9 protein-coding genes are annotated in these 12,841 nt (G+C 72.1%); 8 read left to right on the forward strand and 1 reads right to left on the reverse strand.

All coding sequences use genetic code 11. From position 1 onward, the window contains the following. Positions 1 to 77: 77 nt before the first annotated feature. Positions 78 to 1,646 (forward strand): FAD-dependent monooxygenase, encoded by a 1,569-nt coding sequence (locus ACH41F_RS30365; protein ID WP_398838339.1) that lies wholly within the window; start codon positions 78 to 80, stop codon positions 1,644 to 1,646. 282 nt (positions 1,647 to 1,928) lie between these two features. Then, a complete protein-coding gene (locus ACH41F_RS30370) occupies positions 1,929 to 2,843 on the forward strand; it encodes a glycoside hydrolase family 16 protein (RefSeq protein WP_398838341.1) in 915 nt (304 codons plus the stop codon). Positions 2,844 to 2,946: 103 nt separating this feature from the next. On the opposite strand, the gene ACH41F_RS30375 is transcribed toward ACH41F_RS30370, so the two are convergent. Beyond that, complete coding sequence (locus ACH41F_RS30375) at positions 2,947 to 3,831, reverse strand: NAD(P)-binding domain-containing protein (protein WP_391236476.1); 885 nt, start codon at positions 3,829 to 3,831, stop codon at positions 2,947 to 2,949. A gap of 270 nt (positions 3,832 to 4,101) precedes the next feature. Here ACH41F_RS30375 and ACH41F_RS30380 point away from each other — a divergent pair, with 270 nt between their 5' ends. From ACH41F_RS30380 to ACH41F_RS30405, 6 genes are all read left to right on the forward strand, one after another. Continuing rightward, positions 4,102 to 5,172, forward strand: coding sequence for a LacI family DNA-binding transcriptional regulator (locus ACH41F_RS30380; RefSeq protein WP_398838342.1), 1,071 nt, complete (start codon positions 4,102 to 4,104; stop codon positions 5,170 to 5,172). A 216-nt stretch (positions 5,173 to 5,388) separates the two neighbouring features. Further along, complete coding sequence (locus ACH41F_RS30385; protein WP_398838344.1) at positions 5,389 to 6,759, forward strand: ABC transporter substrate-binding protein; 1,371 nt, start codon at positions 5,389 to 5,391, stop codon at positions 6,757 to 6,759. Between the two features lies 1 nt (position 6,760). Next, entirely contained in the window at positions 6,761 to 7,639 is an 879-nt protein-coding gene (locus ACH41F_RS30390; RefSeq protein WP_398838346.1) for a carbohydrate ABC transporter permease, read from the forward strand. Further along, positions 7,636 to 8,562, forward strand: coding sequence for an ABC transporter permease subunit (locus tag ACH41F_RS30395; protein WP_391236489.1), 927 nt, complete (start codon positions 7,636 to 7,638; stop codon positions 8,560 to 8,562). The genes ACH41F_RS30390 and ACH41F_RS30395 overlap by 4 nt, the downstream gene beginning before the upstream one ends. Before the next feature lie 46 nt (positions 8,563 to 8,608). Next, positions 8,609 to 10,741 carry a beta-galactosidase gene (locus tag ACH41F_RS30400; protein ID WP_391236492.1) on the forward strand — a complete coding sequence of 711 codons (2,133 nt, stop codon included), beginning with the start codon at positions 8,609 to 8,611 and terminating at the stop codon, positions 10,739 to 10,741. After that, entirely contained in the window at positions 10,741 to 12,558 is a 1,818-nt protein-coding gene (locus tag ACH41F_RS30405) for an RICIN domain-containing protein (RefSeq protein ID WP_391236495.1), read from the forward strand. Before ACH41F_RS30400 ends, ACH41F_RS30405 begins: the two co-directional genes overlap by 1 nt. Positions 12,559 to 12,841 lie beyond the last annotated feature (283 nt).

The raw sequence follows: 12,841 nt of genomic DNA on the forward strand, positions 1-12,841 counted from the left end.
CGTGCACGGCCACCGCACTTCCGTGCGCCGCCCGTGCTTCCTTGGGGGCGGGGCCGGGCGGTGCGGAGGATGACCCCATGACGTATCGAGGCGACGCCGAGGTGGACGTACTGATCGTCGGTGGCGGGCCGGTGGGCCTGACCGCGCGGGTGCTGCTGGAGCGCTGGGGGGTGCGGACCCTGCTCGTCGACAAGCGCCGCGAGCTCTCGCCCTTCCCCCGCTCCCGGCTGGTCAACACCCGCTCGATGGAGATCTTTCGCGGGCTCGGGCTGGCGGACCGGATCACGGCCGAGGCGTTCGGGCCGGAGTTCGGCCGCATCCGCTTCCGCGACACCCTGTACGACAGCGACTTCGCCTCCGCGGCGATCGTCGGGGTCGACGCGCCCATCCCCGAGAGCCCGGTGCTCGGCGTGGTGACCTCCCAGGACCGGCTCGAACCCGTCCTGCTCGCCGCGGCCCGCTCCACTGTGCGGTTCGGGAGCGAGCTCGTCGGCCTGGCCGAGGAGACGGACGCCGTCCTCGCCTCCCTGGCCGACCGCGAGCAGGGGACGCGGTCCGAGTTCCGTGCCCGTTACGTCCTGGCCGCCGACGGCGCGAACTCCACGGTGCGCCAACGGCTGGGCATCACCACCTCCGGGCCCGGGGCGATCGCGGAGGTCGCGACGGTCGTGTTCGACGCCGAGCTCGGGGACTGGTGCGCCGCACAGCCCGCCGGGTTCTACGTCACCGCGCACGGCGGGTTCCTGCCGCTGTACCCGGAGGGCGGCTGGGCCTGGACCGACCCCGTCGAGGACACCGGGTCCGGCGACTGGGCCGCCCTCGTCTCACGTGCTCTCGGGCCCGCCGCCGACGTACGCCCCGAGGTGCTGCGGGCCCAGCGCTGGACGGTGCGGGCCTTCGTCGCCGACCGCTTCCGCCACGGCAGGGTCCTGCTGGCCGGCGACGCCGCGCACACCGTCCCGCCCGCCGGCGGCATGGGCATGAACGCCGGACTCGCCGACGCGCACAACCTGTGCTGGAAGCTGGCGGGCGTCCTGCGGGGCTGGGCGGGCCCGGACCTGCTCGACACCTACGAGCCCGAACGGCAGCCCGTCGCCCGTCGGACACTCCGTCAGGCGGTGGCCAACACCCAGCTCATGTTCCAGGCCCAGCGGCGCCGCCACGAACAGCTGCGAGCGGGTCAGTCGGCCTCCGAGGTCATCGAACTGCCGTGGTCGGAGCGCTACTTCGCGCAACTGGGCCTGGTGCTCGGTGTCGCCTACGACTCCGCCGCGGTCCTCGCCGACAAGGGCGCCCGGCCCGACGAACCCGACCCGGGCACGGACTACACGCCCACCACGGAACCCGGCCACCGCATGCCCCACCTCTGGCTGGCCCCCGAGCGCTCCACGCTGGACGCCGCGGGCGAGTGGTTCACCCTCCTCACCGCGGACCCCGCCCACTGGGAGCCGCACATCGCCGGCCCCTGGCCGCTGCGCGTGGAGCCCCTCCCGAAGGAGCACACCGAGACCTGCGCGCTCGGCCTCCACGGAGCCCTGCTCGTACGCCCGGACGGCCACATCGCCGCCCGTTGGCCCGGCGGCTCGCCCGGCGCGGCGGCACTGCGACAGGCCCTGGGGGCCGTCACAGGCAGGCCCCCGGCCTGAGCGCCCCGGCCCCGGGCACCCGTCCCGTCGGGGCTCGGCGCCCGGGGCGCCGCGGGAGTCGACGAGTGCGGCCCGGGTCATGCGCGCGGGGCCCTGCGACCCTCGCTCGGCGCGTCTGGAGGACAAGGTCGGACCGTCCGGAGGCACCGCGAGCGGAGGGCCACGGTCCGCTACCGGCGCGGTCGCGGGGATGGCGTCGGCGGCGGACCTGGCGCGAGGATGCTCGCTCGCGCGGCTTCCCTTCGTACGACACCGGAACACCGAGGAGCGGAGGGGCTCCCGATGGGATCACACGCAGCACCGCACCGTCATGGCCGGCAACGCGCCCTGCTGCTGTCCGTGGGGCTCGTCCTGCTCGCCGCCGTCCTCGGCGTCCCGCGTGCCGACGGGGCGCCCGGTGGCGCGGCCGACGCCTGTCGCCACACCGGCACCGAACTGCCGCGCGGCGACTGCGGACCGTTCTGGCAGGTCCTCGCGGAGGACTTCAACGGCGACCGGGTGCCGGTGGGTTCGTTCAGCGACTGCGACCACCACGCCGACACCTCCGCCGCGTACTGCGCGGGGCTGCGCGGCGCCTACCGCGACAACTGGTGGGCGTACCCGACTGGTTGGCGGGACACCGCCAACGACCGGGGGCGCGAGGTCGTGGGTGTCTACCATCCGGAGGACACCGTGAGCGTCGGGCCCGCCGAGAACGGCGACGGGCGCATGTTCATCCGCATGTGGCGGCCCGCCGACGGAGGTCCCGTGCACGCTGCGGCGGTGGTACCCCGTGCGGTCATGCAGATGAAGTACGGCAAGTACAGCGCCCGTATCAAGGTGACCAGGCTGGCCCCGGGCTACAAGTCGGCCTGGCTGCACTACGGCGGGGGCTGCGAGATGGACCACCCGGAGGGTGAGTGGACCGGCGACCTCACCGCCTTCCACCACCCGTGCGGCGGGGGCGAGCAGGGCTACTTCCCGGGCGGCGACGACTGGACCGAGTGGCACACGGTGTCGACCGAGTGGACGCCCGGGCACGTGCGGTTCTTCGTCGACGGCCGCCAGACCGGGCACGACACCCGAGCGGTCCCGAAGCAGCCGCTGTCCTGGGTGCTCCAGAACGAGAGCGCCCTTCAGGGCCCGGGCGCCGCTCCGGGCAGCAGCGCCCAACTGGACATCACCTGGGTCGCGGCGTACGCGTACGACTGGAAGTGATGCTCGGCGCCCTGCCCTCCAAGTGCCGGACGAGCACCCCTTCCGCAGTGCACCCGGTGAGCGCCCCGGCCGGCGTCGGGGGACCGCACCGGGCGGGATCCCCTCAGCCCTTCTCGTCGAAGCTGGCGAAGTACGCGGCGGCCATGTCCTCGTCGCCGTGGCCCTGTGCGGCGGCCCGCTCCAGGCGTTCGGCGCTCGCGGCGGCGACGTCGAGACGCACGCCGTTGCGCTCGCCGGCCTCGACGATGAGGCGGGCGTCCTTGGCGGCGGTCGTCACGGCGAACTGGGCGGGAGTGAGCCGATCGTCCAGGATCAGCCCGGTCTTGGCCCGCAGATAGCCCATGTCCAGCGGGCCGCCCGCGATGGCGTCGAAGAAGTCCTGCGGGTCGACGCCGAGCGCCTTCGCCAGGGCCAGGGTCTCCCCGGCGGCGTTGGTGGCCGCGAGGACCCAGCTGTTGGCGACGAGCTTGAGGCGGGTCGCGGAGGCCTCGGCGCCGTTCTCGCCGGTCCACACCGTGCGGGCGCCGACCGCGTCGAGGACCGGCGTCACCTTGTGCCGTGCGGCCACCGGTCCGGCGGCGAGGACGAGGAGCTGTCCGGCCTCGGCGGGCTGGCGGGTGCCGAGCACGGGGGCGTCGTAGAAGACCAGTTCCCGCGCCTCGGCGAAGGCGGCCAGGTCGGCGACCCCCTCGATGCCCGCGGTGGTGGACTGCACCCACGCGGTGCCGGGGCGCAGCCCGGGAGCGGCCTGGCGCATGACGTCGAGGGCGGCGGGACCGTCGTACAGCATGGTCAGCACGGTGTCGGCGCTCTCGACGGCCTCGGCGGGGGTGCCGGTGACGGTGACGCCGTCGGCGGCGAGCGGTTCGGCCTTGGCCCGGCTGCGGTTCCAGGCGCGGACGGTGTGTCCGGCGCGGGCGAGGTTGCGGGCCATCGCGGCGCCCATGATCCCGGTGCCGAGGACACCGACGGTGAGCTGGTCGGTCATGACGTCACCTTTCCCTGAGAAGTGGGTGCTCGGGGGCACCCGGAGTACGGGTTGCTCAGCGTGAGGGTGCCATGCGCCGGCTCACGGCCGCCGTCCCGGCCCCGCGGGGGACGCCCGTCGCCCCGCCGAGCCGGTGGCCGATGCTGTCCGGACTCTTGACGGCACTCTGCTGACTGCGTAGACATGACTACGTAGACATGACAGCGCAGTCAGGCGCTGTGTGTCTGACATCATGAGGGCTCGGCCGTGCGGTCACCGGGGAGACACACCATGAAGCGAGGCACAGGGCGGGGCGGCGGTTCCGCGGCGCCGAACAGCGTGGACGTGGCGCGTCTGGCCGGGGTCTCGCAGAAGACGGTGTCCCGGGTCTTCAACGAAGAGCCCTACGTCTCCGCCGAGGCCCGCAAGCGCGTCCTCGAAGCCGCGGAGCAGCTCGGGTACCGGCGCAACAACGCCGCCCGGGCACTGGCCTCGGGGCGGACCCGCTCGATCGGCGTGATCACCCTGGGGACCGCCCTGTACGGCCCCGCCTCCCTGCTGATGGGCGTCGAACGGGTCGTCCGCGACACGGGATACGCGCTGCGCGTCGTCAACACCATGGAGGGCGACCCCGCGGGGCTCGCCGGTGCCGTGGACTCGCTCCTCGACCAGGGCGTGGACGGCATCGTCATCTCCGAACCGATCGACGAGCCGGACGACGGCGGGGCCGAACCGCTCAGCGTGGGCGTCCCGGTCCTCGTCATCGGCGCCCCGCCGCCGCCCCTCACCGCCCCCGCGCTGCTGACCGCGGGCCGGGGAGCCGACCTGATGGCCCGAGCCGCCACAGAACATCTGCTGGGGCTCGGGCATATGACGGTCCATCACTTGGCGGGCCCGCAGCGGTGGTTCGCCGCCCAGGACCGGCTGGAGGGCTGGCGTACGACGCTGACGGCGCACGGCAGGGACGTGCCCGCCTTCGTCGAGGGCGACTGGTCGGCCGCGTCCGGGTACGCGGCGGGACGTGAGTTCGCCCGGGACCCGGACGTCACCGCCGTGTTCGCCGCCAACGACGACATGGCGATCGGTCTGGTCCGCGCGCTGACGGAGGCCGGGCGGCGGGTGCCCGACGACGTCAGCGTGGTCGGCTTCGACGACGTCCCCGTGGCCGCCTATGTCACCCCTCCCCTGACCACGGTGCGCCAACCCTTCGACGCCGTGGCCCAGGAGGGACTCAAGCGTCTGGTGCACGCCATCGAGAACCCGGACGCCGACCCGCTGCCGACGAGCGGCCCACCGGTCGACCTCCTCGTCCGCGCCTCGACGGCACCGCCCCCGGACGGAGGTCGCTCCCCGCGCCGCTGACCCGCGCCGGTCAGTCGTAAGAATCAGCCGGAGCCGGGCCCGCGCGCCTGCCTCCCGCATCTCCCCGCACCTCTCCGGCCGCGGCTCCACATGTCGTCGGCCGCTGGGACGAGCACGCGCCCGTCCCCCTTCCTCCCCTCTTCCTCCCTCTCTTCCCCACCTCCTCGTACGCCCTCGCCAGGCGTGCGCTCCTCTTCGTCCCGGCGGGAGTTCACCATGCCCAGACACACGTCCATGAGCCGTCGGCTCTTCCTGACCACCACCGGCGCCCTCTCCCTCGGCGCCGCGCTCACCGCGTGCGGCGGCGGTGACTCGGGCGGCTCGTCCGGCTCCGCCGAGCCGGTCGGCAAGGCCGACATCGACAAGGCGATGAGGACGCCCACCCGGCTGACGTTCTGGACCTGGGTCCCGGACATCGCGAAGGAAATCGCGCTCTTCGAGAAGAAGTACCCGGCGATCAAGGTGAAGATCGTCAACGCGGGCCAGGGAACTCCCCAGTACACGAAGTTGCGCACCGCGCTGAAGGCCGGCACCGGCGCCCCGGACCTGGTGCAGCTGGAGTACCAGGCCATCCCGACCTTCACCATCACCGACAGCCTGCTGGACCTGCGGCCCTACGGCGCCGGCAGCCTCAAGGGCCGTTTCGTCGACTGGACCTGGGGCCAGGTCAGCGGCCCCGAGGGCGAGGTCTGGGCCATCCCGCAGGACACGGGCCCGATGGGCATGCTGTACCGCAAGGATCTCTTCGACCAGCACGGCATCGATGTCCCGCGGACCTGGGACGAGTTCGCCGCAGCGGCCCGCACGCTCCACCGGGCCGACCCGGACGTGTATCTGACCAACCTCGCGGCCAACCAGCCCGCCGCCTGGCACGGACTGCTGTGGCAAGCGGGTGCCAAGCCCTACACCACCTCGGGCAGCGACATCACCATCAGCGTCGACGACACGGTCTCGAAGAAGCTCGGCGCCTACTGGGGCGGGCTCGCGAAAGAGGGTGTCATCAGCACCGACCCCGACTTCACCGACGCCTGGTACACCGGCTTCAACAGGGGCAAGTACGCCACCTGGCTCACCGCGGCCTGGGGCCCGGTCTTCCTGTCCGGCTCGGCGAAGTCCACCGCGGGCAGGTGGCGGGCGGCCCCGCTGCCGCAGTGGGACGCCGCCAGGCCCAGCTCGGGCAACTGGGGCGGCTCGACCACCGCGGTCCTGCGCTCCACCGAGAACCCCGTCGCGGCGGCGGTGTTCGCGCAGTTCCTCAACAGCGACCCGGCCAGTGCGGAGACGTTCGCCACCGAGCAGTTCTTCTTCCCGGCCACCAAAGCCCTGCTCAGCGACGCCGAGTTCACCGGCGACACGCCGGACTTCTACGGCGGCCAGCAGGTCAACGAGGTCTTCGCCGACGTCAGCGACACCGTCAACTCCTCCTTCCAGTGGCCCCCGTTCCTCGACCAGGCGGCCACCGACTGGACGGAGACGGTCGGCAAGTCCCTGGCGGACCGCTCCGACACGGTCGCCGCCCTCGGCAGCTGGCAGTCGCGGCTGACGGCGTACGCCAAGAACCAGGGCTTCACCGTCAAGGGGAGCTGAGATGACCGCCACACGCCGGCGCCGCTCGGCGGGACCGCTGTTCGTCGCGCCGTTCCTGGTGCTGTTCCTGCTGCTCTTCCTCGCGCCGCTCGCCTACGCCGCCTGTCTCAGCCTCTTCCAGGAACGTCTGATCGGCGGCACCGTCTTCGTCGGCCTCGACAACTACGCCCAGGCCCTCGGCGACTCCGCACTCCTGCACGGCGTGGGCCGCGTGGCCCTGTTCTTCGTCCTACAGGTCCCGCTGATGCTGCTCCTCGCGCTGCTGTTCGCCCTCGCGCTGGACAGCGGCCTGCTGCGACTGGCCCGGCTGATCCGGCTCGGCATCTTCGTGCCGTACGCGGTGCCGAGCGTGGTCGCGGCCCTCATGTGGGGCTATCTGTACGGCCCGGACTTCGGCCCGTTCGCCCAGTTGAGCCGCGAACTGGGCCTGCCGGTACCGCGGTTCCTGAGCGAGGGCTGGATGCTGGGGAGCCTGGCGAACATCGTCACCTGGGAGTTCGTCGGCTACAACATGATCATCCTGTACGCCGCCCTGCGCACGATCCCGACCGAGCTGTACGAGGCGGCCGCCGTGGACGGGGCCGGGGCGTGGCGGATCGCCTGGTCGGTCAAACTGCCCGCGCTGCGACCGGCGTTGCTGCTCACCCTGCTGTTCTCGGTGATCGGCAGTTTCCAGCTCTTCAACGAGCCCAACCTGCTGATGAAGATCGCCCCGGACGTCATCAGCAGCTCCTACACCGCCAACCTCTACGCCTACTCCCTCGCGTTCACCGGCAACCAGGTCAACTACGCGGCGACGGTGTCCTTCCTGCTCGGCCTCCTCATCGTGGTCGTCTCCTACGGGGTCCTGCTCACCGCGAACCGCCGGAGGACACCATGACGACGACAGCACCCAAGGCCCTGGTCACCACGGCCGAGGAACGGGTGCCCGCCACCCGGGCGAGCCGGCACCGGCCGCGCCGCAGCACCCCCCTCACCATCGCCATGCTGGCGGCCCTGGCCTACTTCCTGCTCCCCCTGTTCTGGCTGCTGGTCGCCTCCACCAAAAGCGCCCAGGACCTGTTCGACAGCTTCGGCCTGTGGTTCTCGCGCTCCCCGCAGCTGCTGACGAACATCCAGGAGACCTTCACCCAGGACGACGGCGTCTTCGTGCGCTGGCTGCTCAACACGGTGCTGTACGCCGTCGTCAGCGCGGTCGGGGCGGCGCTGCTCGCCGCCGCCGGGGGCTACGGGTTCGCCAAGTTCCGCTTCCGCGGCGACCGGTTGGCCTTCAACCTGGTCCTGGGCGCCGTGATGGTGCCGACCACCGCGTTGGCGATCCCGACGTATCTGCTCTTCGCGAAGGCGGGCCTGGTGAACACCCCGTGGGCGATCATCCTGCCTTCGCTGGTCAACCCGTTCGGCCTGTACCTGATGCGCGTCTACGCGGCCGACGCCATTCCGGACAGCCTCCTGGAGGCCGCCCGGATCGACGGCGCGGGCGAGGCGCGGATCTTCTTCCGGATCGCACTGCGCCTGCTGGCGCCGGGACTGGTGACCGTGCTGCTGTTCACGCTGGTGGCGACCTGGAACAACTACTTCCTGCCGCTGATCATGCTCAACGACACCAGCCTCTACCCGATCACCGTCGGCCTGTCGTCCTGGGCGGCGCAGGCGCAGAACGGCGGTGCGGGCGCCAGCAGCGACATGGTCGCGCTCGTCGTCACCGGCTCGCTGATCTCGATCCTCCCGCTCGTCGCGGCCTTCCTGCTGCTCCAGCGGTACTGGCAGAGCGGCCTGGCCACCGGCGGCGTCAAGCAGTGACCTCGTACGGAACTCGAACTCCCCCTGACCTCATGGAGGTTCCTTCATGGCGGACCTGCCCGCCCGCGTCCTGTTCGGTGCCGCGTACTACCACGAGTACCAGCCGCACGAACGGCCCGACGAACGCCTCAAGACCGACCTCGACCTCATGGTGGACGCCCATGTGAGTGTCATCCGTGTCGGGGAGTCGGTCTGGTCGACCTGGGAACCGGAGAACGGCCGCTTCGCACTCGACTGGCTGCGACCGGTGTTGGACGGCGCCCACGAGCGCGGCATCTCCGTCGTCCTCGGCACGCCGACGTACGCCGTGCCGCCGTGGCTCGCCCGCCAGTACCCCGAGATCACGGGCGAGCGGCGCACCGGCGAGCGCATCGGCTGGGGCGCCCGGCAGGAGGTCGACTTCACCCACCCCGCGTTCCGTTTCCACGCCGAGCGGGTGATCCGGCGGATCGTCGCCCGGTACGCGGACCATCCGGCGGTCATCGGCTTCCAGGTCGACAACGAGCCCGGCAACGAACTCCTGCACAACCACGGGGTGTTCCAGCGGTTCGTGGACCATCTCCGGGACCGGTACGGCGACGTCGAGACCCTCAACCGCGAGTGGGGCCTGGTCTACTGGTCCCACCGGCTGTCCACCTGGGCCGACCTGTGGACGCCCGACGGCAACGCGCAGCCCCAGTACGACGTCGCCTGGCGGGAGTTCCAGGCCCGCCAGGTCACCGAGTTCATCGGCTGGCAGGCGGACATCGTCCGTGAGTACGCGAGCCCCGGGCAGTTCGTCACCACCTGTATCTCCTACACCCGCCCGGCGGTGGAGGACGACGAGCTGAGCGACCGCCTCGACATCGCCTCCGGCAACCCGTACTACGAGATGCAGGACGGCTTGCTGCTGCCCGACCCCACACCCGAGGGGCACGAGCAGATCTGGCGGACCACGGGTGTGTGGGCCCTGTACCAGACCGCCGACTGGATGTTCTCCTCGCGCCAGGAGCCGTTCCTGGTCACCGAGACCAACGCCGGTTCCATCGGCGAGCCGTGGCACAACCGGCCCGCCTACGACGGCCAGTGGCGCCAGGCCGCCTGGGCGCTCGTGGCACGCGGCGCCCGGATGATCGAGTACTGGCACTGGCACACCCTGCACTTCGGCGCCGAGACCTACTGGGGCGGCGTCCTCCCGCACACCGGGCGCCCGGGACGCACGTATGCCGAACTGGCGCGGCTGGGCGCCGAGTTCGAGACGGCGGGGGCGCTGGTCGCCGGGCTCGAACCGGACGCCGACATCAAGCTGGTGTACTCGACGCCGAGCAAGTGGCTGATGCAGAAGTACCCGCCGTTGGCCACGCCGGACGGCGACCCGGACCCGGCCGCCTACCACCGCATCCTGGACCCCTTCTACCGGGGCGCCTTCGACGCCGGCCGCCAGGTGCGCCTGGTGCACGCCCGGCAGCTGCACGACCCGCGGGGCGAACGGGAGGGGCTCTCGCCGCGGGAGGCCGTCTCCCGCCACCCGGTCCTCGTCGTCCCGGCGCTGTACCTGGCCGCCGACTCGACCCTCGACTGGTTCGCCGCGTACGCCGAGGCGGGCGGTCACCTGGTGCTGGGCCCGCGGACCGGCTACGCCGACCACGAGGCACGGGCCCGCCGCGAACCGGCACCGGGGCGACTGGCGGAAGCCGCCGGGGTCACCTACGACGAGTTCAGCGACCTGCGGCAGGCCCTCCTCGTGCGTGCCGTGCCCGAGAGCGCGCTGCGTGTGCCGGAGCACGCCACCGCCACCCGCTGGGCCGACGGTCTGACCGTCACCGACGCCGACGTGCTCGTCACGTACGACCATCCCCACTTCGGCCGCTGGCCGGCCGTCACCACGCGCCGGCACGGCGAGGGCCGGATCACCTGTGTCGGCACGGTGCCGGGCCGTGGTCTCGCCCGGGCCCTGGCCGAGTGGCTGGCGCCGGAGACACGCTGGCGGGACCTGCCGCAGCCGGTCACCGCGACGACCGGCACCGCCCCCGACGGGCGCCGCGTCCACGTGGTCCACAACTGGAGCTGGGAACCGCGAGGTGTCGAGGCCCCGGTGGATCTGACCGACGTGCTGGACGGCAGCCGGGTCCCCGCGGGCGGCGCGGTGGAGCTCGGCGCCTGGGACGTCCGCGTTTTCGTCACCGAGGGAGAGAACTGATGCCGAACAGAAGACGACTGGGCGTGTTCGCCGCCGCACTCGCGATGGCGGCGGTGCCCATGGCCGGCGCCCATGCCTACAACCCGACGGGCGGCATCCTCTACCAACTCGGCGACGAGCCCTGCCTGAAGGGCCGGTCCAACTGCGCGGTGTACCCGAAGTCGGCGCAGTTGCCGAGCGGGCGGCTGGTCGCGTCGTTCGAAAAGGCCACCGTCGTACCGGCGACGGGCAGCGCCGACGGGGAGACCCTGCCGGTCTACAAGAGCGACGACCACGGCACGTCCTGGCAGCCCCTGTCCGAGGTGAAGGCTCCGGCCCACCTCTCCAGGGACCCCAAGTACGCCAAGTACACGAGCAATTGGACGAACCCGTATCTGTACGCCCTCCCGCAGGACGTCGGCGCCCTGAGGCGGGGCACCCTGCTGCTGGCGAGTGTGGTGTCGGGGGACGACCAGTACTACAGGGAGCACAAGGCGGCCGACCCCGGCTGGACGCCGTCCAACGACGGTGACCGCGAGAACCTGGCCATCGCCCTGTACTCCAGCACCGACCAGGGCGCCACCTGGAAGGTCCTCGACATCGTCGCAACCGGCGGCTGGCAGGGCGGCAGCGCGGGCGCGGTCGGCCAGAACATCGCGGCCGCCAACAGGCACCGGCAGGTGGACCCCGTGTGGGAGCCGTACCTGATGGTCCACGGCGGCAAGCTCGTCTGCTACTACTCCGACGAGAACGACTACACCGGCTTCGACCCGGCCACCGGCGCCCCCGTCCTCGACCCCGCCAACGACACCGCCCCCGACTCGCACGGTCAGATCCTGGTCCACCGCACCTGGGACGGCCGCAGCGCACGCTGGAGCGGGCCCGTCGTCGACGTCGCCGGCCTGACCCAGGACATGGGCGGTGGCAAGACGGAGATCGGCGGCGGCCGGCCGGGCATGACCAACGTCGTACCGACGACGGACGGCAAGTGGCTGCTGACGTACGAGTACTGGGGCGGCGGGACCAACACGCGTTACGCGGTCGCCGACAACCCGCTCACGTTCTACGCCGGTTCGGCGGGCCATCCCGTCACCTCGCTGCCGGTGACCGCCGGTTCACGCCCCCTCGCGGTGAACGGCAGCCCGGTGATCATCCGGTTGCCGGACGGGCGGCTCGTCTACAACGCGGCCGGCAGCGGCAATGTGTGGGTGAACGCCGGCGGACGCGTCGACGGTGTCTGGACCGAGTACCAGACCACCTCACCGGCCGGCTACAGCCGCAACCTCCAGTACGTGCGGGGCACCGGACGGGTCTCGATCCTCAACAACCAGGGCACGTCGACGATCGCCTTCGCCGAGGTGGACCTCGGCCGCTCGGCCGGCGCGTACTACCAGGTCGTGAACCGAAAGACCGGGCAGGTGATCGGCACGGGGAGCAGGACCAACGACGCCAACATCGGCAACGGCGACGTGCCCGACGTCGTCCTGGAGAAGGCCGGTTCGGCCACGGACACGGACACCCAGTACTGGCACGTGGTGACCGAGCCGGGCGGCGGCACGACCCTGCTGAACAGGTCCGGCGGCCGGGCGGCGGCTATCTGGACGGGGAACGCCACCGTCGGCCAGCGCGTCGGGCAGTGGGTCGACGACAGCACGACCGGCAGCTGGAACCTCGTCGGGACCGGCGACGGCTACTACCGGCTCCAGGCCGCCAGAAACACGGACCTCTACCTGACGGGCACGTCTCCGGGGGCGCCACTGACCCTCCAGAACACCGTCGCGGACGGCTCGCAGGAGTGGCGGCTCGTACGGCAGGCCGGTACCGGGGCCTCGCGCTGAGGTGACGTGACCGGGCGTGGGGTGAGTCGCCTGCCGGCCCACCCCACGCTGCCCTTCGGCTGAAGGCCGTCTACCCGCGGCTGGTCCCGGCCGGGCACACTGAGGTATCCCCACCACGGCACACAGCGCTCGACACCCGGCACCGCCACGCTCGGCACCCCGGCACGATCGGGGTCGACGCCCCGGCACCGCCACGCTCGCCACCACGGCACGACCACGCTCGGCACCACGGCATGACCACGCTCGGCACCCCGGCACGACCGGGGTCGACACCCCGGCACCA

Source organism: Streptomyces sp. NPDC020489 (assembly GCF_044386545.1).
Taxonomy (GTDB): Bacteria; Actinomycetota; Actinomycetes; order Streptomycetales; family Streptomycetaceae; genus Streptomyces.

Excerpts from the sequence above, each read along its gene's own strand:
- ACH41F_RS30365 (WP_398838339.1), top strand. The coding sequence starts at position 78 with ATGACGTATCGAGGCGACGCCGAGGTGGACGTACTGATCGTCGGTGGC.
- ACH41F_RS30370 (WP_398838341.1), top strand. The coding sequence starts at position 1,929 with ATGGGATCACACGCAGCACCGCACCGTCATGGCCGGCAACGCGCCCTG.
- ACH41F_RS30375 (WP_391236476.1), bottom strand. The coding sequence starts at position 3,831 with ATGACCGACCAGCTCACCGTCGGTGTCCTCGGCACCGGGATCATGGGC.
- ACH41F_RS30380 (WP_398838342.1), top strand. The coding sequence starts at position 4,102 with ATGAAGCGAGGCACAGGGCGGGGCGGCGGTTCCGCGGCGCCGAACAGC.
- ACH41F_RS30385 (WP_398838344.1), top strand. The coding sequence starts at position 5,389 with ATGCCCAGACACACGTCCATGAGCCGTCGGCTCTTCCTGACCACCACC.
- ACH41F_RS30390 (WP_398838346.1), top strand. The coding sequence starts at position 6,761 with ATGACCGCCACACGCCGGCGCCGCTCGGCGGGACCGCTGTTCGTCGCG.
- ACH41F_RS30395 (WP_391236489.1), top strand. The coding sequence starts at position 7,636 with ATGACGACGACAGCACCCAAGGCCCTGGTCACCACGGCCGAGGAACGG.
- ACH41F_RS30400 (WP_391236492.1), top strand. The coding sequence starts at position 8,609 with ATGGCGGACCTGCCCGCCCGCGTCCTGTTCGGTGCCGCGTACTACCAC.
- ACH41F_RS30405 (WP_391236495.1), top strand. The coding sequence starts at position 10,741 with ATGCCGAACAGAAGACGACTGGGCGTGTTCGCCGCCGCACTCGCGATG.